This window comes from Burkholderia sp. AU32262 (assembly GCF_020419985.1).
GTDB lineage: Bacteria > Pseudomonadota > Gammaproteobacteria > Burkholderiales > Burkholderiaceae > Burkholderia > Burkholderia semiarida.
Map to the genome: position 1 here is coordinate 59,747 of NZ_JAIZRS010000028.1, position 19,145 is coordinate 78,891.

23 protein-coding genes and 2 pseudogenes are annotated in these 19,145 nt (G+C 68.8%); 16 read left to right on the forward strand and 9 right to left on the reverse strand.

Features of this window, described 5'->3' with window-relative positions; translation table 11 throughout:
• Nucleotides 1-58: 58 nt before the first annotated feature.
• Nucleotides 59-318: pseudogene (locus LGN10_RS33850) on the forward strand (glycoside hydrolase family 15 protein); the annotation flags it as partial.
• Nucleotides 319-341: 23 nt separating this feature from the next.
• On the opposite strand, the gene LGN10_RS27410 reads toward LGN10_RS33850, so the two are convergent.
• Entirely contained in the window at nt 342-2,177 is a 1,836-nt protein-coding gene (locus tag LGN10_RS27410; protein WP_226225663.1) for a thiamine pyrophosphate-requiring protein, read from the reverse strand.
• A 280-nt stretch (nt 2,178-2,457) separates the two neighbouring features.
• Here LGN10_RS27410 and LGN10_RS27415 point away from each other — a divergent pair, with 280 nt between their 5' ends.
• From LGN10_RS27415 to LGN10_RS27435, 5 genes are all read left to right on the forward strand, one after another.
• Nucleotides 2,458-2,841 (forward strand): DUF305 domain-containing protein, encoded by a 384-nt coding sequence (locus LGN10_RS27415; protein WP_059575094.1) that lies wholly within the window; start codon nt 2,458-2,460, stop codon nt 2,839-2,841.
• 127 nt (nt 2,842-2,968) lie between these two features.
• Nucleotides 2,969-3,709: an FRG domain-containing protein gene (locus LGN10_RS27420; protein ID WP_089466162.1), complete on the forward strand. Its 741-nt coding sequence runs from the start codon at nt 2,969-2,971 to the stop codon at nt 3,707-3,709.
• Between the two features lie 161 nt (nt 3,710-3,870).
• On the forward strand, nt 3,871-4,392 hold the full coding sequence (locus LGN10_RS27425; protein ID WP_059575098.1) for a low affinity iron permease family protein: 522 nt from the start codon (nt 3,871-3,873) through the stop codon (nt 4,390-4,392).
• 165 nt (nt 4,393-4,557) lie between these two features.
• Nucleotides 4,558-5,037 carry a BON domain-containing protein gene (locus LGN10_RS27430; protein ID WP_226225665.1) on the forward strand — a complete coding sequence of 160 codons (480 nt, stop codon included), beginning with the start codon at nt 4,558-4,560 and terminating at the stop codon, nt 5,035-5,037.
• A gap of 112 nt (nt 5,038-5,149) precedes the next feature.
• Entirely contained in the window at nt 5,150-5,632 is a 483-nt protein-coding gene (locus LGN10_RS27435) for a hypothetical protein (protein ID WP_059637317.1), read from the forward strand.
• On the opposite strand, the gene LGN10_RS27440 is transcribed toward LGN10_RS27435, so the two are convergent.
• Nucleotides 5,607-6,080: an NUDIX hydrolase gene (locus LGN10_RS27440; RefSeq protein ID WP_059575104.1), complete on the reverse strand. Its 474-nt coding sequence runs from the start codon at nt 6,078-6,080 to the stop codon at nt 5,607-5,609. The genes LGN10_RS27435 and LGN10_RS27440 overlap by 26 nt on opposite strands.
• A gap of 209 nt (nt 6,081-6,289) precedes the next feature.
• On the reverse strand, nt 6,290-6,490 hold the full coding sequence (locus tag LGN10_RS27445; protein WP_226225667.1) for a hypothetical protein: 201 nt from the start codon (nt 6,488-6,490) through the stop codon (nt 6,290-6,292).
• A 158-nt stretch (nt 6,491-6,648) separates the two neighbouring features.
• Here LGN10_RS27445 and LGN10_RS27450 point away from each other — a divergent pair, with 158 nt between their 5' ends.
• The 3 genes from LGN10_RS27450 to LGN10_RS27460 all read left to right on the forward strand — a co-directional run bounded on the left by LGN10_RS27450 (nt 6,649) and on the right by LGN10_RS27460 (nt 11,348).
• Nucleotides 6,649-8,040, forward strand: coding sequence for an HlyD family secretion protein (locus LGN10_RS27450; protein ID WP_226225669.1), 1,392 nt, complete (start codon nt 6,649-6,651; stop codon nt 8,038-8,040).
• Between the two features lie 85 nt (nt 8,041-8,125).
• Nucleotides 8,126-9,718, forward strand: coding sequence for a DHA2 family efflux MFS transporter permease subunit (locus LGN10_RS27455; RefSeq protein ID WP_226225670.1), 1,593 nt, complete (start codon nt 8,126-8,128; stop codon nt 9,716-9,718).
• A gap of 1 nt (nt 9,719) precedes the next feature.
• Nucleotides 9,720-11,348, forward strand: a complete 1,629-nt coding sequence (locus tag LGN10_RS27460; RefSeq protein WP_413227165.1) for an efflux transporter outer membrane subunit — start codon at nt 9,720-9,722, stop codon at nt 11,346-11,348.
• A gap of 67 nt (nt 11,349-11,415) precedes the next feature.
• On the opposite strand, the gene LGN10_RS27465 is transcribed toward LGN10_RS27460, so the two are convergent.
• On the reverse strand, nt 11,416-12,126 hold the full coding sequence (locus tag LGN10_RS27465; protein ID WP_226225672.1) for a response regulator: 711 nt from the start codon (nt 12,124-12,126) through the stop codon (nt 11,416-11,418).
• Nucleotides 12,127-12,679: 553 nt separating this feature from the next.
• Between LGN10_RS27465 and LGN10_RS27470 the strand changes: the two genes are divergently transcribed.
• Together LGN10_RS27470 and LGN10_RS27475 are read left to right on the forward strand one after the other, a co-directional pair.
• Nucleotides 12,680-13,012 carry a hypothetical protein gene (locus LGN10_RS27470; protein ID WP_226225674.1) on the forward strand — a complete coding sequence of 111 codons (333 nt, stop codon included), beginning with the start codon at nt 12,680-12,682 and terminating at the stop codon, nt 13,010-13,012.
• Between the two features lie 23 nt (nt 13,013-13,035).
• The gene (locus tag LGN10_RS27475) at nt 13,036-13,257 is read left to right on the forward strand and encodes a hypothetical protein (RefSeq protein ID WP_226225675.1); all 222 of its coding nucleotides are present in this window, start codon (nt 13,036-13,038) and stop codon (nt 13,255-13,257) included.
• 22 nt (nt 13,258-13,279) lie between these two features.
• Here LGN10_RS27475 and LGN10_RS27480 read toward each other — a convergent pair.
• From LGN10_RS27480 to LGN10_RS27490, 3 genes and pseudogenes are all read right to left on the reverse strand, one after another.
• Nucleotides 13,280-13,848, reverse strand: a pseudogene (locus LGN10_RS27480) (GNAT family N-acetyltransferase).
• A 334-nt stretch (nt 13,849-14,182) separates the two neighbouring features.
• The gene (locus LGN10_RS27485) at nt 14,183-14,404 is read right to left on the reverse strand and encodes a hypothetical protein (protein ID WP_059575120.1); all 222 of its coding nucleotides are present in this window, start codon (nt 14,402-14,404) and stop codon (nt 14,183-14,185) included.
• 65 nt (nt 14,405-14,469) lie between these two features.
• Nucleotides 14,470-14,733 carry an HPr family phosphocarrier protein gene (locus LGN10_RS27490; protein ID WP_059575122.1) on the reverse strand — a complete coding sequence of 88 codons (264 nt, stop codon included), beginning with the start codon at nt 14,731-14,733 and terminating at the stop codon, nt 14,470-14,472.
• 360 nt (nt 14,734-15,093) lie between these two features.
• Here LGN10_RS27490 and LGN10_RS27495 point away from each other — a divergent pair, with 360 nt between their 5' ends.
• The gene (locus tag LGN10_RS27495) at nt 15,094-15,447 is read left to right on the forward strand and encodes a zinc ribbon domain-containing protein YjdM (RefSeq protein ID WP_395129223.1); all 354 of its coding nucleotides are present in this window, start codon (nt 15,094-15,096) and stop codon (nt 15,445-15,447) included.
• Nucleotides 15,448-15,514: 67 nt separating this feature from the next.
• Nucleotides 15,515-16,351, forward strand: a complete 837-nt coding sequence (locus LGN10_RS27500) for a spermidine synthase (protein ID WP_226225677.1) — start codon at nt 15,515-15,517, stop codon at nt 16,349-16,351.
• Between the two features lie 44 nt (nt 16,352-16,395).
• On the opposite strand, the gene LGN10_RS27505 is transcribed toward LGN10_RS27500, so the two are convergent.
• Together LGN10_RS27505 and LGN10_RS27510 are read right to left on the reverse strand one after the other, a co-directional pair.
• Nucleotides 16,396-16,581, reverse strand: coding sequence for a ribbon-helix-helix protein, CopG family (locus tag LGN10_RS27505; RefSeq protein WP_059575126.1), 186 nt, complete (start codon nt 16,579-16,581; stop codon nt 16,396-16,398).
• A gap of 79 nt (nt 16,582-16,660) precedes the next feature.
• Nucleotides 16,661-17,419, reverse strand: a complete 759-nt coding sequence (locus tag LGN10_RS27510; RefSeq protein WP_226225679.1) for a YoaK family protein — start codon at nt 17,417-17,419, stop codon at nt 16,661-16,663.
• 235 nt (nt 17,420-17,654) lie between these two features.
• On the opposite strand from LGN10_RS27510, the gene LGN10_RS27515 reads away from it, so the two are divergent.
• The 3 genes from LGN10_RS27515 to LGN10_RS27525 form a co-directional block, all read left to right on the forward strand.
• Nucleotides 17,655-18,005: a hypothetical protein gene (locus LGN10_RS27515; RefSeq protein ID WP_060310533.1), complete on the forward strand. Its 351-nt coding sequence runs from the start codon at nt 17,655-17,657 to the stop codon at nt 18,003-18,005.
• Nucleotides 18,002-18,214: a twin transmembrane helix small protein gene (locus LGN10_RS27520; RefSeq protein WP_006489184.1), complete on the forward strand. Its 213-nt coding sequence runs from the start codon at nt 18,002-18,004 to the stop codon at nt 18,212-18,214. The genes LGN10_RS27515 and LGN10_RS27520 overlap by 4 nt, the downstream gene beginning before the upstream one ends.
• Nucleotides 18,215-18,580: 366 nt before the next feature.
• On the forward strand, nt 18,581-19,145 hold a 565-nt coding region (locus tag LGN10_RS27525; RefSeq protein ID WP_226225683.1), incomplete at its 3' end, for a filamentous hemagglutinin N-terminal domain-containing protein.

Below are 19,145 nucleotides of genomic sequence, written 5' to 3' on the forward strand. Positions count from 1 at the left end.
GGCTGGTGCGTTACAGCCGGCTTGTAAATTGGGCGGCCATTCACGTCGTCGAACGCGCTTTTCCGCGGCCGGCTTCCGGCTCGTGCAGGTGTACCGGATACAGCGGCGCGACGACGACGCGCACGCGCTGTTCGAACGGCCACTCGGCGTGCGTGACGATGTCGGGCTGCGATCCGAGGAATACGACGTGAGGGCGCGGCGCATGTGCGGGATTTCCCGTTCACACTCGCGCAAGTCAGGCGTCGTAAACGCGGTGCTCGGCGGTGCTCGGCGGTGCTCGCACGGCCGGGCGACGGGCGAGACGACGCCGACATCGGCCAGCACCGTCCCGCGCGCTTGCCTTACGATTCGCCTTTCCCTTCCTTGCCGCGCTTGTCGCCGTGTTCGCCGTTGCCGGGCAGCACGGCCGACAGCACCTGCCGCGCGGTCTCGACGATCACGTTCGCTTCACGCGGGTCGCCTTTCGCCAGCGTTTCGGCAAAATGCTTTGCCTGCTGCAGCGTCACGTGCGGCGGCAGCGGCGGCACCTCGGGGTCGCTCTTCACTTCGAGCACGACCGGCCGGTCGGACGCGAGCGCTTCGTCCCACGCGGCGCCGAGCTGTTCCGGATCGTCGACGTAGATGCCCTTGAGGCCGAGGAGGGTCGCGAAGCGGTAGTACGGCACGTTCGGGATCTGCTGCGACGCGTCGAACTTCGGGTCGCCCTCCATCACGCGCTGCTCCCACGTGACCTGGTTTAGGTCCTCGTTGTTCAGCACCATGCAGATCCAGCGCGGGTCGGGCCACCGGCGCCAGTATTTCGCGACCGTGATCAGCTCGGCCATGTTGTTCATCTGCATTGCGCCGTCGCCGACCATCGCGATCACCGGGCGCACCGGGTGCGCGAACTTCGCGGCGATCGCGTAAGGCACCGCGGCGCCCATCGACGCGAGGCCGCCGGACAGCGATCCCATCATCCCGCGCCGCATCATCAGGTCGCGCGCATACCAGTTCGCGCAGGAGCCCGAATCGCTCGTCAGGATCACGTCGTCGGGCAGGCGCGGCGACAGCTCGGTGAACGCGCGTTGCGGATTCACACCGCGGCCCGCGCTGGCCTTCGCGGCCGCGCGGGCGGCGAGCGTCTCGCGCCAGTCGTGGTTCCATTTCGCGATCCGGTCGCGCCATGCGGTGTCGCGCCGCTCGTTCAGGAGCGGCAGCAGCGCGCGCAGCGTCTCGGCGCTGTCGCCGACCAGATTGACTTCCATCGGATAGCGCAGGCTCAGCATGTCGGCCTTCAGGTCGATCTGCACGCCGCGCGCCTGGCCTTCCTTCGGCAGGAACTCCGAATACGGAAAGCCGGAGCCGACGACCAGCAGCGTGTCGCATTCGGTCATCAGCTCGTAGCTGGGCTTCGTGCCGAGCAGCCCGATCGAGCCGGTGACCCACGGCAGGTCGTCCGGCAGCGCGGCCTTGCCGAGCAGCGCCTTCGCGGCGCCGGCGCCGCGCCGGTCGGCCACCGCGATCACCTCGTCGGTCGCCTTCAGCGCGCCGGCGCCGACCAGCAGCGCGACTTTCGACCCTGCGTTGAGCACGTCGGCCGCGCGCCGCAGGTCGTCCGCGTACGGGACGACTTTCGGCGCCGTATAGCCGACCCCCGAATGCACGGTGCCGTGCGCGCGCTTCGGCGGCGCGTAGTCGAGCTCCTGCAGGTCGTTCGGCAGCACGAGCGCGGTGACCGTGCGCGCGCCGAGCGCGGTGCGCACCGCGCGGTCGACCAGGTGCCGCACCTGGCCCGGTACCGTCGCAAGCTGAACGAATGCGCCCGCAACGTCCTTGTAAAGGGCCGGCAGATCCACTTCCTGCTGATAGTGGCCGCCGAGCGCCGCGCGCGCCTGCTGGCCGACGATCGCGAGCACGGGCATGTGGTCGAGCCGCGCGTCGTACAGGCCCGTCACGAGGTGCGTGGCGCCGGGGCCCGAGGTCGCGACGCATACGCCGAGCTCGCCTGTAAATTTTGCATGCGCGGACGCCATGAAGGCCGCCATCTCCTCGTGGCGCGCCTGGATGAATTCGATCTTGCCGTCCGCGCGGTTCAGCGCGCCGAAAAAGCCGTTGATGCCGTCGCCCGGGTAGCCGTAGATGCGGCGCACGCCCCAGTCGTACAGCCGCTGGACGATGAAATCCGCCACTGTCGCCATGCCGTTTCTCCTTGGTTCGGGATGAGCCGATGCGGGGCTGCCGCGCAAGGCACGTGCCGCGCCGCGTGCGTCGGGCACGGCGGTTGCACGCGGCATCCGCGAGCAACGAGCAAGCTGACCGGAGCGCAACGATGGCCGCATTCGCACGCTGGTCGCGCCCGGCGACGCGCGTGCGTGGTGGCGGTAACGCGGGTCGCGCGGCCTCAGCCGTTTCAATGCGTGCGAACGAAAGGGGGATGACGCACGCGGACCGTTCACTTTCTTGTCGAGGATTCGTCTCATGCGTGCATTCAACCGTTCATCCATACGCCGTTGTGCCGCCAGCGCGCTGCTCGCGGCGTGCGCGTCGGCGCTGCCCGCGGCCGCACAGTTGCGCCCGGCCAATCCGGTCAGCGTGCCCGACACGTCCACGCAGGCGTTCAAGCGCGCCGACCGAAAAATGATGGAAGCGATGGAAAGCGCGCCGTACACGGGCGACGCCGACCGCGATTTCGTCGCGCACATGGCGCCGCATCACCAGGGCGCGATCGACATGGCGCAGGTCGAACTCAAATACGGCAAGGATCCGACGCTGCGGCAACTCGCGAGCCGGATCGTCGCCGCGCAGCGCGACGAGATCGCGTTGATGGAGCGCTGGCAGAAGGAGCACGGCAGCACGCCGTGAACCGCGATGCGAGACGGCGATACGCGGGCGACCGTACCGGTGGTTCCGCATCCGGCAAGCGGCGACGTCGGACGCGCGCCGAGCCGATGGCCGCGTGTACGGGCAGGCACGGCGGGAGGCGCGATGCATGGACGGTAAGCGCGAGAGCACAGGCCGCTCGATCGACAGCGTCGCCGACTACATGACCGTGATCGGCGGGCAGCGGCAGACGATGGCGTTGCGGCTTTTTCGCGGCCAGTGCAATGCCGGCTGGCCGCTCGCGCCGGGCATCGCGCGGCAGCACGCGTCGCCCGACGTCGAAGCGCGGATGCTCGACGAATTCACGCGGCGCGCGCTGCCGCATCTCGAACCCGGGCAGAACCTCGAGGCATGCGACTGGCTCGCGCTCGCGCAGCAGCACGGGATGCGCACGCGCCTGCTCGACTGGTCCGGCAACGCGCTGGCCGCGCTGTGGTTCGCGGTCAGGCGCGCGGGCGAATCGGGCGGCGACGGCGTGGTGTGGTGCCTGTCGCACGACGCCGAAGACATCGCGACCGCCGCGGACCGGCGCGCGCCGCTGGAGGTCACGCGCACCAAGGTGTTCCGGCCGCGTCACGTCATGCCCAGGATCACCGCGCAGGACGGCTGGTTCACGATTCACCGTTATGACGCGCGCGGCGGGCGCTTCGTGCCGCTCGACGAGGACGCGGATCTCGCCGGCCGCCTCGTGCGCATCGCCGTGCCGGGCGCCCGGTTCGCGTCGATCCGGCAGGAGCTTGCCGGCGTCGGCGTGAGCATCGCGACGATCTTTCCGGATCTCGACGGCATCGCTCAACTGACCGACACGCGCTATTTCCCGGACGACGAGGACACGCACGCACCGCGCTAAAGCCGGCGCTGCACGGGCGTACGGGGCGGGCACGCGCGATGCTTCTCCCGACGGCGCGCACGCGGGACCGAACCCCGAGCGGCCGCTGGCGTGCGGTTCGCGGCGGGCGGCGACGCGGCTCATGCGCGCATTCAAACAGACTATCGATCCGGGAGGCATTCATGCGCGAACTCAACGAACCACCGAGCGACCGTCGCGGCACGGCGTGCAAGCGCGGCGCCGGTTCCGGGCCGGCCGGGCACGCCGTTACCCGTGCGTTCGAACGTTTTGCGTCGCGCGTGACCACCTGGGCCGGCTCGCCGGTCGCATTCGGCAGCGCGGTCGCGATCACTGCGATATGGCTCGTGAGCGGGCCGGTGTTTCACTACTCGGACGCGTGGCAGCTCGTCATCAATACCGGCACCACGATCATCACGTTTCTGATGGTGTTCCTGCTGCAGCGCAACCAGAATCGCGACAGCGTGGCGTTGCACCTGAAGCTCGACGAACTGCTCGCCGTCACGCGCGCGGCGAGCGACCGGCTGATCGGGATCGAGGATGCGTCCGAGGAAGAATTGCGCGCGTTGGCGCAGACCTACGTCGAAATGGCGCAGCGCGCGGCCGAGCGCGGCGACGACGAGCCGGGCGGAAAACGGGCCGAAGCGGCCGACACGAAAACGGCCGACACGCCGCCCGAATCCTGATCTCGCGATCGAGCGATGCGCGGCCCGATGATTTTTCAAACGCTTGTCGTTTCCGGCGCCGCATCGCGGCGCGACGGCTCGTTCGCGCCGCTCGCGGCGGGGAACGGCACGTGCTGCATGCCGACACGAAGCCCGGTCGTTCCGGGTATAGCCCAGGGTGCCGCCATGAACTCCAGAGTCTCGTCGAATCCGTTGTTGAATCTTGCGGTGGCCGTCGCCTGCGGGGCGGCCGCGATGTACTTCCTCGATCCTGCGTCCGGCCGGCGCCGCCGCGCGTATCTGCGCGACAAGGCGGCCGCGGGCCGGCACGACGTGGCCGATTATGCGAATACGCAGGTGAAGCGGGCGGCCGACCATGCGCGCGGCGCGATCGCCGGGCTGCGGGCCGACTGGCTCGCGGGCGACGCGAACGACGTACAGGTCGCCGAGCGCGTGCGTGCGGCGCTCGGCCGGCTCGTCGCTCGCCCGCGCGACATCGACGTGAGCGTCGAGCGCGGCAACGTGTGCCTGACCGGACAGGTCGACGAGGCCGAACGGCAGGCGCTGATCGACGGTGTCGCCGCGCTGCATGGCGTGCATCGCGTCGAGGACGCGATGGGCGCGCGCAGCGAATACAAGGCGCCGACCGACGGTCATTCGCAGTGACGCGGCCGCGGCTGACCGCCCCGGCGGGGGCCGGTGAACGAGTACGACATGCATTCGGCGCACGCACGGCTGCCGGAACGACGGCAGCCTGGCGCCTCAACCGGAGCCACCCATGACCGAACGCCAGCCTCCCGACACGACGTCCGCGCATCCGGAGCCGGGCGCGCACGACGCGCTCGAACATCTGCTCGGCAGCCTGCATCGGCACGGCTTCCTGCGCTTCGCGAACGAGGTCGTCAGCGCGAACGCGCGGCTGGCCGACACGTTCGTCGACGCGCTCGACAAGCCCGGCATGCAGAGCGGCATGCAGAATCTCGCGATGCTCGTGACGGCGCTCTCGCGCATTCCGCCGGAACAGTTCGGCCGCGCCGCGTTCGCGGCGGCCGACGCGCTGCATCACGTCGGCGCATGGCAACCGGCGCAGCACCCGCACGTCGCGCCCGGCGTTCGCGGCGTCTACCGCTTGCTGCACGACGAGGCGCTGTGGGATGCATTGACGCCGCTGCTCGAAGGGCTGAAGGTCTTCGCGCAAGGGCTTGCGCGCGATCCGCAGCCGCCCGTCGCCGGGCTCAGCGAGACGGCGAAAGACGCGTGACCGCGCCCGGCCGCGGATCGCTCGCCACGCACAGGCCCGCGAACTGACGGATGATGCGCTGCGTCGGCGCGCTCGCCGGCCAGTGCGGCACCGCGTCGATGCCGACCCAGCGGCACAGCGCGATTTCCCGGCCCGGGCAAGCGTGCGCGCCGCGCGGCAGGCTCGCGACGAACACGTGATGACGCTTCACGCTGCCGTCCACGTAGAAGAAATACGCGAGTTCGAGACCGGTGAGCCCGGTTTCCTCGCGAAGTTCGCGATGCGCGGCGTCGAGCGCCGATTCGCCGCGCCGGATCACGCCGCCGGGCAGCGTCCAGCGCGACGATCGCCCGCGGGCGACCAGCAGCACGCGCCGGTTGCGATGGCAGACGATCGTGGCGCGTTCCTTCGCCAGCGGCGCGAGCGGTACCGCGCGAACGGGGAAATCGGACGGGTCGGGTAGCGTCATGCAGGGCACGCGGCAGATGGGCGAAAGATCCATGCGCCCCCTGCCGCAACGTGCGTTCCCGCTTCGCTGTCGCATGTGCCCTCGTGCGAGTGTTTCGGGCCCGCTGGCCGGCCTTCGTCCGCGATTTTTCAACGGCTTGTCATTTCTGCCGCCGCCCGCTGCGGCCGTTTCGCGCGAGCGGGACGGCGGTATGGCGCGACGCGCGTCGATCACGCGTCGCCGTGTTCGGCAGAGGGCGTGCGACGCGGCGGCGTCCCGCTTGGCGGTGCGGCCGGCTTGCCTTCGGCAGGGTCGTGCGCGCTGCGCGGCGGCGGCGTGGCGGTGCCGCGGCGCTTGCCTTCGGGGCCGGGCGTGCTGTCGCCGCGATCTTCGTCGCGTGTGTCGGTGTCGAGCGGGGTCGAGCGTGTCATGGTTCGCGAGTCCTGTCGGGGCGGTCGAGGCGTACACGTCGCGCATCGCGCATGCCGCGGTGGACGACGCGCGTTGCCGGGCCCGCTGTTTGCTCGATCGCGCGCTTGAGGTCGGCGCGGGCAATGGCGCCCGCGGCCGCCGCCTGGAGCCCCGTTTCATGTCCGATGCGATCCTGTGCCCGTGGTCCGTTCGTGAGCGATCTTGCGTCGCGCTGCGGCGCACGTCGACACCCGGACGGCGCGGCACCGGCGCGCCGGACGCGTTCGCGCCGGCGGTGGCCGGCGTCGTACTGTCGACGCCGCTGCCTACCCGCTGGCCTGCCGTCGTCGCCCGCGCGGGCGACGACCCGTCCGGCGGCGGCAGCGGCTCGGGAGCGGCGCCGGGCCGCAACGGCGAGCACCCGACCGACGCGCCGGGCGGCGGTGGTGGCGACGGCCATCCGCACGACGATCGCGGCGGCCGCACCGGCGGCGACGGAGACGGGGACGGCAACAACGGCGAAGGCGAACGCAAGCGGCCCAGTAAGAAAACGCTGATCATTCTCGGCGCGGTGCTGGTCGTGCTGCTCGTCGGCGGGCTCGTCTGGTGGCTCGCGACGCGCAACCAGGAAAGCACCGACGATGCGTACACCGACGGCAACGCGATCGCGGTCGCGCCGCACGTGTCCGGCTACGTGACGCGGCTCGCGGTCGACGACAACAGCTTCGTACGGCGCGGCGACCTGCTCGTCGAGATCGATCCGCGCGACTACCGCGCGCAGGTCGACGCGGCGCAGGCGCAGCTCGGTCTCGCACAGGCGCAGCTCGACGCGGCGCGCGTGCAGCTCGATATCGCGCGTGTGCAGTATCCGGCCCAGTACCGGCAGGCACGCGCGCAGATCGAATCGGCGGAAGCCGCGTACCGGCAGGCGCTCGCCGCGCAGGCGCGGCAGCGGGCGGTCGATGCGCGCGCAACTTCCCAGCAGGCGATCGATGCGGCCGACGCGCAACGCGCGACCGCCGACGCGAACGTCGCGATGGCCCAGGCGCAGGCGCGCACCGCGAGCCTCGTGCCGCAGCAGATCCGGCAGGCCGAGACGGCCGTAGAGGAACGCCGCCAGCAGGTGCTGCAGGCGCGCGCGCAGCTCGAGACGGCCAACCTGAACCTGTCGTACTGCGAGATGCGCGCGCCGTCCGACGGCTGGGTCACGCGGCGCAACGTGCAATTGGGCTCGTTCCTGCAAGCCGGCACGTCGATCTTCTCGATCGTCACGCCGCGCGTGTGGATCACCGCGAATTTCAAGGAGTCGCAGCTCGAACGGATGCGCGTCGGCGATCGCGTCGACGTGTCGGTCGACGCGTATCCCGATCTCGACCTGCACGGCCACGTCGACAGCATCCAGCTCGGCAGCGGCTCGCGCTTCTCCGCGTTCCCGGCCGAGAACGCGACCGGCAACTTCGTGAAGATCGTGCAGCGCGTGCCGGTGAAGATCGTGCTCGACGGCCCGCTGCCGACCCGTCCGCCGCTCGGTCTCGGCCTGTCGGTCGAGCCGACCGTCCATCTGAAATGACCGGCCGCCGTGCCGCGGCCGGCGTCGACCGGAGCGATCCGATGCCCGATACCCGCATGCCGTTCCCGCCTCGCGAGGCCCGCCGATGAACCGGCCGCCCGACCGCGGCGGCGCGTCCGGCGGCGCATGGCGCCCCGCCGCGAACCCGTGGCTCATCGCGATCGTCGTCACGCTCGCCGCGTTCATGGAGGTGCTCGACACGACGATCGTCAACGTCGCGCTGCCGCACATCGCCGGCACGATGTCGGCGAGCTACGACGAGGCGACCTGGACGCTCACGTCGTACCTCGTCGCGAACGGCATCGTGCTGCCGATCTCGGGCTTCCTCGGGCGCTTGCTCGGCCGCAAGCGCTACTTCCTGCTGTGCATCGCCGCGTTTACCGTGTGCTCGTTCCTGTGCGGCGTCGCGACCAACCTCGGCGAACTGATCGTGTTCCGCGTGCTGCAGGGGCTGTTCGGCGGCGGGCTGCAGCCGAACCAGCAGTCGATCATTCTCGATACGTTCCCGCCCGAGCAGCGCAACCGCGCGTTCTCGATCTCGGCGATCGCGATCGTCGTCGCGCCGGTGCTCGGGCCGACGCTCGGCGGCTGGATCACCGACCATTTCTCGTGGCGCGGGGTGTTCCTGCTCAACGTGCCGATCGGCGCGCTGACCGTGCTCGCGGTGATGCAGCTCGTCGAGGATCCGCCGTGGCGGCGCGGCGCCGAGCGCGGGATCTCGATCGACTACATCGGCATCGGGCTGATCGCGATCGGGCTCGGCTGCCTGCAGGTGATGCTCGATCGCGGCGAGGACGAGGACTGGTTCGGCTCGACCTTCATCCGCGTCTTCGCGGTGCTGTCCGCGCTCGGGCTGATCGGCGCGACGCTGTGGCTGCTGCGCACGAAGAAACCGGTGGTCGACCTGTCGTGCCTGCGCGACCGCAATTTCGCGCTCGGCTGCGTGACGATCGCGACGTTCGCGGCGGTGCTGTACGGCAGCGCGGTGATCGTGCCGCAGCTCGCCCAGCAGCATCTCGGCTACACGGCGACGCTCGCGGGGCTCGTGCTGTCGCCCGGCGCGTTGCTGATCACGCTCGAGATTCCGCTCGTGAGCCGGCTGATGCCGCACGTGCAGACGCGCTATCTCGTCGGGTTCGGCTTCGTGCTGCTGTGCGGCGCGCTGATCTATTCGCGCATGCTGGTGCCGGACATCGACTACACGCACCTCGTGATGATCCGGTGCGCGCAGTCGCTCGCGATCGGCTTCATGTTCGTGCCGATCACGACGCTCGCGTACCTGACCGTGCCGCGGCGGCTCAACGACGACGCGTCCGCGTTGTTCACGATGTTCCGCAACGTCGCGGGCTCGATCGGCATCTCGGTGTCGACCGCGCTGATCCGCGAGCGCACGCAGGCGCGCATGGCGCACCTGTCCACGCACATGTCGACGCTGTCGCAGAACTTCCAGGATGCGCTGCGGGAGAACGCGCGCGCGATCGGCGCGCTGACGGGCGCGCCGCCGCCGGCCGCGTTGCAGACCGCGACCGGCCGGCTCTACGAAACGTTCGTCTCGCAGGCGACGATCCTCGCGTATATCGACGTGTTCGCGATCCTCGCGGTGTTCTGCGCGTTCAGCATTCCGCTGACGTTCCTGTTCTCGCCGGCGAAGGCCGCGCGCGGCGCGGGAGGGCATTGACATGCGCATGCGCCGCGACAATCGCAGCCACCGCCTGATTCGCCGCATCGTGTGCGGCGCGATGACGACGATCATCGCCGGCTGCACCGTCGGCCCCGATTACCAGCCGCCGCAAGCGGACGTCCCGGCCACCTGGCATGCGATGCAGGCGGACGGGCAGGCGGCGTCTCCCGCATCCGGCGTGGCCGCGCGGTCGTCGCCCACGATCGACGCCGATCCCGATCCGCGCTGGTGGCGCGCGTTCGGCGATCCGCTGCTCGACCGGCTCGTCGAGCGCGCCGCGCACGACAACCTCGACGTGCAGGCGGCCGTGCTGCGCATCGCGCAGGCACGCGCGCAGGTGCGCGCGGCCGCCGCGCAGGGCTTGCCGAACGTGCGCGCGAACGCGAGCTACCAGCGCGAGCAGCTCGGCCTGAAGGGCATCGTCGAGGAGCAGGGCATCGACCAGCGCGTCGATCGTCTCGGCGCGCCGGGCTCACCGCTCGACCGGTTCGGGCCAGGCACCGGAGCAAGCGTGCAGCAAGGTGCGCGCGGCGCGCTCGATGCCCTCGAATCGCCGGTCAACCTGTGGCAGGCCGGGTTCGACGCATCGTGGGAACTGGACCTGTTCGGCCGCGTGCGCCGCTCGGTCGAAGCGGCCGGCGCGCAGACGAGTGCCGCGGTCGCGAGCCGCGACGACGCGTTGCTGTCGCTCGAGGCCGAAGTCGCGCAGACCTATCTGCAACTGCGCGGCGCGCAAGCGCAGCGCGCGCTGGCCGACGACCTGCAACGCGCGCAGCGCGAATTGCTCGACCTGACGCGCGAGCAGGCCGCGCACGGCCTCGCGAGCGATCTCGACGTGCGCAGCGCCGACGCGCGGCTCGCGCAGATCCGCGCGCAACTGCCGCAGTTCGACCAGCAGATCGTGCTGCTGCGCAACGGTCTCGCCTATCTGGTCGGCGGGGCGCCGGGCGCGCTCGACGACTGGCTGGCCGCCCCGCGCGCGTTGCCGGCGGTGCCGCCGACCGTGCCGGTCGGCCTGCCGTCGACGCTCGCGCGCCGGCGCCCCGACATCCGCCGTGCGGAGGCCGAACTGCATGCGGCCACCGCCGACGTCGGCGTCGCGGTCGCGCAGTTCTATCCGGACATTTCGCTGACGGGGCAGGTCGGCCTGCGCGCGTCGCACGTGCGCGAGCTCGCGCACTGGTCGCATCTGTTCTACGCGTTCGGGCCGGCCGTGTCGCTGCCGATCTTTTCCGGCGGCGCGCTCGTGTCGAACCTGCGGCTGTCGCAGGCGCGCCAGGCCGAAGCGGCGCTCGCGTACCGGCAAGCCGTGCTCGTCGCGCTGCGCGACGTCGACAATGCGCTGGCCGTGTACCGCACCGACCAGGCGCGCGCGGCCGCGCTCGACGACGCGGTGAAGGCCGAACAGGGCGCGCTGGACCTCGCGCGCGATCGCTACCGGAAGGGCCTGTCGCCGTTCCTCGACGTGCTGGATGCCGAGCGGCAATGGTCGGAGGGCCGGCAGCAGGCCGAGCAGGGCGCGTTGCAGACGACCACCGACCTCGTCGCGCTGTACAAGGCGCTCGGCGGCGGCTGGCAGGCGGGGCCGGCCGCGAATGAGGATACCGGCACGGCGCGCGCGCAGTAGCCTCGCGCGCGCGGCGGGCATCGCGTGCCGCGCTCGCGCAACGCCGTCCGGCGGCCCGCGCGCGGCCTCAATCCCATGCGTGCTTGCTGAACTGATAGCCCCTGGAGCGGATGGTCTTGATCCGTTTCGGTTCGTTCGCGTCGTCGCGCAGCTTGCGGCGCAGCTTCGAGATGCGGCCGTCGATCGAACGATCGAGGCCGTCGAACGCGATGCCGCGCAGCAGCAGCGTCAGGTCTTCCCGGCTCACCACCTCGCCCGCGCGGCACACGAGGGCCCACAGCAGATCGAATTCCGTCGACGTCAGGCGCGGCATGCTGCCGTCGGGCAGATGCACGCGGCGATCGGCCCGGTCGATCGAGAACTTGCCGAACACGTATCGCTGCGGCGAAGCCTGCACGGCGTCGCCCGCCGGCACGCGCGTGCGCCGCAACTGCGCCTTGATTCGCGCGAGCAGCAGACGCGGTTCGAGCGGCTTGCGGAGAAAATCGTCCGCGCCCAGTTCCAGGCCGAGCAATTCGTCGAACGGCTCGTCGCGACCCGTCACCATGATCACGATGCCGTCGTACTGGATGCGCGCCGCGCGGCAGATCTCGAAGCCGTCCTTGCCCGGCAGATTGACGTCGAGCAGCACCACGTCGGGGCGGCTCCCGACGATCGCCGCTGCCGCGCCGGCGCCGTCGCACAGCGTGTCCACCTGGTAATGATGCGTGCGCAGGTACTCGGCGATCAGCGCGGACAGCGGGACGTCGTCTTCGACGATCAGGATTCGGATGGGCATCGCTAAACGAAGGGGCAAAACGGGAAGGTGGCGAGCGGTCAGGCCCAGTCCGAGCGTGTCGTGGCCGAAGCGACGTGGATGATACTGCGCAACATTCCGATGGAATGTGGGGAAATCTGGATCGTTCGGTGAGCTTATCTGCGCGCCAATCGCCGCCATCAGAGGAAACGCGCGGGGCAAGCGACGCGGGGCCGCGCGTGAGGCTGAAACGGTTCGATGCGAGAGCCGGTGCGGCGCTCGGGACGATGCGCGCCCGCGCATCCGTCAGACGAAAACGTTTGCGCCACTTCGACGTCGCGCACCGCCCGACACCAGGCCAGGCAAGGTTAGTCGACATATCATTACAAAATATTACCGACGTCGCCGCGTTCCGCTCCCTACAATCCACACACCTGATCCGCGCGTCGCGCATTGCGCCTGTTTCGCGATCGTATCGGCTACCGGTCTCGGCGAAGCGTCGAGTCATGTCGCTCACGCGCGAGTCGGGTCGCCGCCGCGCCGGCTCCGATGGGCAGTCGGGCGGATGCTATCGATTACTGACGGGGGAAGCGAAATGACGCCGTTGCAAGTCGTCCAGAGTCTCGACGCACTCACGCATGCGATCGAAGCGGCGGTGGCGCGCGCCGACTGGAGCGAGGCCGTCCGGGCCGCCGAGACGCGTTCGGCGTTCATCGTTGCGCTTGCACCCGATCAACCGGACGAGGTCGTGTCGGCGCTGATGAAAGTGCAGGAGATCGACGTCCGGATTTCCACCGTCGCGCGCGACACGCTCGAGGCGCTCATCGCGGAGGGCTGGATGGCGCTGCACGCAGCCCGCACGGCAACGAACGCGCTGAGGACGCGGCAGCGGTCGCTCGATGCCGGCGCCGCGGCCACGCGACACTGAAATCCGTTTCCTTTGGTGATGGCATGAAATTCAGAGAACGCGCCAGTCAGATCGATGCAACACGGTGGTTCGCCGAGGGCGACCATGAACGGGTAGAGCGCCGTCACGGCCTGTGGGCGATCGCGACGCCGGAAGGCTGGCGATCCGTGAAGCCGGGCGACTGGATCGTGCGCGACGAATCCGGCAACTGCTGGCCGATGGACGACGGCCTCTTCATGCATCGCTACGAACCGGTCGCCGACTGACTTGGCCGCCGGTTCGACGCGCCTACCGGCTCTTGCGTGAAAACATCAATGAATCGGCGTCGTTGAAGCGGATGCGCTGAGGCTCGCCGTACCCGGCTTTCTCCGCGACCCGGATCGACGCGACGTTGGTCGGCGCGATCAGACACACGCTGCGCTCGAACCGCTGTTGCGCGTCGAGCCATGCGAGCGCGGCCGCGAGCGCCTCGGTCGCATAGCCGTTGCCTTGCGCCCACGTCGCCAGCGCCCAGCCGGCTTCCGGCACGCCGCGGATCGGCGGGTCGATGTTGCGGTGGAAATCCGCGAAGCCGAGATCGCCGACGTAACGCCCCGACGCCTTTTCGCGAATCGCCCAGTACCCATAGCCGAGCAGCGACCACAGCCCGCGATACGCGAGCATGCGCATCCACGAGTCGCGCGGCGTGGAAGGCGCGCCGTTGAAGATGTGCGCGACGACGCCCGGTTCCGCCCACATCGTGGCGAGTGCGTCGAAGTCGCCGAGCGGGTGGCCTTCAAGGATCAGACGGGGCGTGTCGAGAACGGGCGGAGACGAGACGGGGGGGGCACGGCGCTGAATGTCATCGGGCGTTCCATGAGGAAGGGGCGGCGACGCAGGGCGCCGCGCTCGGGTCTCGTACGATACCGCGTAAACGGCGACGTGGACGCAATTCCCCGCCCGCATCGGGGCATGCGGGCGCATCGCGCGGACGGCGCCGGCCGGCGGTGCCCGCGCGGACCGGCTCGCGTGCCGACGTCGCGGTCGGGTGCATCGCGCGGGGCGTTCGATGAATGCGGCCGTTCGTGGCCGTGTAGCGAACGCCTGTAGCGAATCCCGACCGCGGCGAGCGGTCGGCCTGCTTCCTGACGGTGGTCATCGCCGCGCCCGCGTGCTGCGCGCAATGCGGGATCGCGCCCGTGCCGGACGGCGTTACTTGCGGCTTTTCAGGAACGAGCGCCCTTCGGCCGTGATCGATGCGCCGGAGCGGCCGTGCGGAGGATGGCTGACGAACCCGGCGTTGACGAGCTCCCGCGCGATCGACCAGCCGAGCGCCGGCGCATCGCGGCCGTAGCGAACATCGGCGAGGCGTTCGAGCGCCCAGATCGCGGAGGCCGACAGGTTGGGGGTGTTGGACGTGAGCGTATCGTTCATGGCTTCCTCGGGAAATGGCGTTTCGGGGTGGGCGGCACACGGCCGGACGGGAGGAGGTGCAAGCATCAGCTTGCCTGCAACAACGGCAGCAGCGCGTGCAGCGCCGCTTCCTCGTCGGGGCCGGTGGCGAGCACCTGGGCCGACGTGCCGCCGTGAACCTGCAGCGACGCGATCGCGCCGCTGTCTTTTGCATTGCTGCCGTGCCCGTTCGCGATCAACTGGATGTCACTGTCGAAGCGGCGTGCCGCGTCGACGGTCGCATCGCGCGCGGCGCGGCCGCGATTGCGGTTCCATGCGGGGCCGATTTCAACGTACACAACGGTTGCCACGATGCTGGAAAGCCTCCGGACAAGTGGGCGGGGCGGCGCGCGACATGCAGGGTTACGCACGTGTAGCGGACATCGGGCGGCTGGCATGTCACGAATTCCCGCAGGGGCGCGGGTGCCGGCCGGGTGCATTGTACGCGCCATTCGGCGCGAACATGCCGACATCCGCTGCAAAGGCGTATTCAAATTCGCGGATTGTCGGAAAGTGGGGGATTATAATGCATCGGCCAGATCATGTGAATTACATTATAATGCCGTGTGCGCCGATGCCGGCCCCGCGGCGTTGCCGGCGGGCGAGTCTCGGCGTATCCGGGCGCGCAACCTGCTCGCCCGGCATCGTCGACCGACCCGAACTCCTCCCGAATGGAAGCTGCAATGAATGCCCCCGCCTGCCCGCAATGCGCGATGGAAAACACTTACCCCGACGGCGCGCTGACCGTGTGCGCGGACTGCGGCCACGAATGGTCGGCCGACGCCGGCGCCGACGCCGGTGACGAACCGGCGGGCGACGTCGTCAAGGACGCGAACGGCAACGTGCTGTCAGACGGCGATTCGGTCGTGCTGATCAAGGACCTGCGCGTGAAGGGTTCGTCGATCACGCTGAAGATGGGCACCAAGGTCAAGAGCATCCGGCTCGTCGGCGGCGATCACGAAGTCGACTGCAAGACCGACATGGGCGGCTTCATGCTGAAGGCGTGCTACTTGAAGAAGGTCTGAGCGCACGGTCAGGCGACCGTTGCATCCGCGTTTTCAGCCGCTGTCTTTTTCATTCGACTACCCGCACATGGCCGAGGATCGCACTGCCTACGACGCGTTCGTCAGGTTCCTGGCGACGCCGCTGAACGACGGCCGGCCGTTCGTGCTGGAGACGCAGCACGCGGTCTCGCTGCACTTCGATCATTTCGGCACCCAGAGCTTCATGTCGCTGCATGATCCGGTGCGGCTCGCACTCGGTTATACGCGCGTGATGATGGGCTTCCTGCTGCTGCTGGCCGAGCCCGCACACATCTGCATGCTCGGGCTCGGCGGCGGGTCGCTCGCGAAGTACTGCTACCGCCACCTGCCCGGCACGACGATCGATGCGGTCGAGATCAATCCCGACGTGATCGCGCTGCGCGACACGTTCAGGATTCCTGCCGACGATGCGCGCTTCACCGTGGTGTGCGCCGACGGCGCGGATCATCTGGAGCGGGCGGACGTCCGCACGGACGTGATCCTGCACGATGCGTTCGTCGCCGACGGCATGCGCGGCCGCTGTACGGGTGCCACTTTTCTCGATGCGTGCCGCGCACGCCTGAGCGAATCCGGCGTGCTCGCGATCAACTTCATGGACGACGATCCTGCATTGCCGCAGCACCTCGAGCAGTTGCGATCGGTATTCGGTTCGTCGTATGCGCTGGTGCCGTGCGGCGACGACAACAACTTCGTTGCATTCGCATGGAAGGACGGCAGCCGGTTGCCGTCGTTGCGTATCCTGCTGGAGCGGGCGCTCGCGTGCCCGCAGGCCGGTGAACTGAAGCTGGCCGCTACCGCGAGACGCATGAAGCACGGCGAGGGCATCGATTCGCGGCGGCTGGTCTGGCGCGCGCAGTCGCACGAACGTTGGGAGATCGGCGCGTAGCCGTACCGAGAGGGGCGGGCCGCGCTCGGCCTGTGCGGCCGTGCTTACTTCACGCGCTTGCCGATCGCGCTGCGGGTCTTGTACGTGACGCCGTGCCGGTCGAGATAGTCGCGGATCAACTGCCGCACGACTTGCGACGGCGTAAGATCCTGCTCCGCGCAGAGCATCTCGAAGGCTTCCTTCTTCGCGGGATCGATCAGGACGGTCAGGCGGGCGGTTTTCGTTTCCATGACGGGGCGAGGGTGGTCGATATGTTAATCAAATTATAATCGATCCGTTTTCGGCGTTACCGCGGCAAGCGCCGCACGATCAGCGTTTGCTGCGCACCAGCGCGAGCAGATCGTCGATCACCGGCACGACGGCGAGCGTGACGAGCACCGCGGCGAGCGGCACGGTCGACACGTAACCCACGTGCTTGAAGCCGATCGCGCCGGCCAGGCCGCCGACGAAGAACGACGCGAGCATCGTCGCGTGAATCCGCAGTTTCGACCGGTTGGCGATTACCGCGTGCGCGTCGACTTCGATGGCCGAGCGGTTCCAGTAGAACAGCTTGCCGAGCTCGATGCCGAGGTCGGTCACGATGCCCGTGACGTGCGTCGTGCGGATTTCCGCGCCGGAGAGCTTCGTGATCGTCGCGTTCTGCAACCCCATGATGAAGCACAGCAGCGTGACGGTCACCGGCACGAAGAACGTTTCCCACAGCGCGAGGTGGCTGCCGAGCAGTCCGAACAGCAACAGCAGCGCGGCCTCGACCAGCAGCGGCAGCATGAACTGGCTGTGCAGCCCGCGGCGGCGGCCCCAGTTGACGAGGATCGCCGAGCAGCCGGCGCCGATCAGGAACGCCCCCAGCGAACTGATGCCGGCGAGCGCGAGCCGCACGTCGCCGAGGGCCGTCTGATCGGCGATCGCCGACACGATGCCGCTCATGTGCGACGTGTATTGCTTGACCGCGAGAAAGCCGCCGGCATTGGCCGCGCCGGCGACGAACGCGAGCGAAAACCCGAGCTGGCGGTTCGCGGTCGCACTGCGGTGTTTTCCGGTCAGGTTTCGAAAGTACTGCGCTGGCATAAGGGCTTCGCTCGATCGTCGCGGATTCGCGGGTACAGGCGGAAAACCGGTGCCGGAGGGCGTGGCGGGCCCCCCGCTTGCACCGGATGCCGCGGCTGTCGAATCATGTGATGGACATGATAATGTCATTATCATACTCTGTTGGCCGGATGGCGCATTCAGTACAATGACGGAAGGCGCCGCCGGCCGGCTGTTTCGCCGCCGCGCGGCGCCGATCACTTCTGCCCACCGCTTCATGACCCCGATCAAGTTCATCCTTCGCTACACGGCGATCCCGTTCACGGCCATCGTCGCCGTGGTGGTCTGGACCGTCATTCCATCGTCGAAAGAGATCGATGCGAGACAATATGCGGCGCTGTCGCGTGCGTACGCGAGTTTCCCGCTGCCGTTCCGGCGCGAGATCTCGGACACGATGGCGCACGGCACGATCAACGACCGGCGCTACCAGACGCTCGTGCGCGATTCGCTGGGCAACGGCGTCGCGCTGGACTGGCCGGCGTCGGGCGTCGGCGGCGTCGCCGACGAGCGGCAAAAACTGGCCGAACTGATTCAGGCCGATTCGGATCTTCAAAGGCAACGGCAATGAAAACCCTGCTGGTTTCTGTGGCATTCGCGATGATCATCGCGAGCCTGATCTTCGCGCTGTACTTCATGAATCACGATCGCGGCAAGTCCAAGCGGATGGCGTGGTCGCTCGCCGCGCGCGTCGGATTGTCGGTCACGCTGTTTCTGTCGCTGCTGATCGCGTACAAGCTCGGCTGGATCGAGCCGACGGGGTTGCCGATCGGGCGGTGAGGCGCGGGTTTCGGGCGGCTCCTGCCGCCCTCTCCGCAACGGCGGTCCGTACCGTTTCAGGCGGAGCCCTGGGCTAGCGGCGTCGCGCTCCGCGGGCGGCAGGCGGCTGAGTTGGCTCGTCGTATATCGCGGGATCAGATATTCACCGAAAAATGACCATGGTTGGGATACACGTCGGCACGTTCTAAAGCCTCGCTGATTTCCCCGCGTACTTCCGCGACGTGCGCTGTCAATTGGACGGGTCCGAAAAGCGAAATTTGTCTTTCATGGCCAACGGTTTAGCACTTCTTGACAGTTCCCTTTCGGGGTTTTGCTAAGCTCGCGCACAATTAATCTAACGAATGGACGCAGGCCGCGTCGAGACCAATGAACAAGAATACGCACCGCCTGGTGTATTCCAGGCTTCGGGGTATGGTGGTCGCCGTCGCGGACACGGCAACCACCGACGGGAAATCTGAAACGGGTGAAGCACGCGCGCGACGACGGTCGGTAATGTCTGGCGCTCGCGTTGTGATGGCAGGCGCCGCCGCGCTCGGCATGGTCCCTGCGCTGTCCGGTGCGCAGATCGTGCCGACGCCGGGCACGAGCACCCACGTGATCCAGACACCGAACGGCTTGCCGCAGGTCAACGTGGCCAAGCCTTCGGGCGCCGGCGTATCGGTCAATACCTACAATCAGTTCGACGTACAAAAGGCCGGCGCGATCCTGAACAACTCGCCGACGATCGTTCAGACCCAGCAGGCGGGCTGGATCAACGGCAACCCGAACTTCGGCGCCGGGCAGGCCGCGCGGATCATCGTCAATCAGGTCAACAGTCCGAATCCTTCCCAAATTCGTGGCGCTTTGGAGATCGCCGGCTCCCGGGCGGAGCTCGTCCTCGCGAATCCGTCGGGCATTTATCTTGATGGCGCGTCCTTCATCAACACCAGTC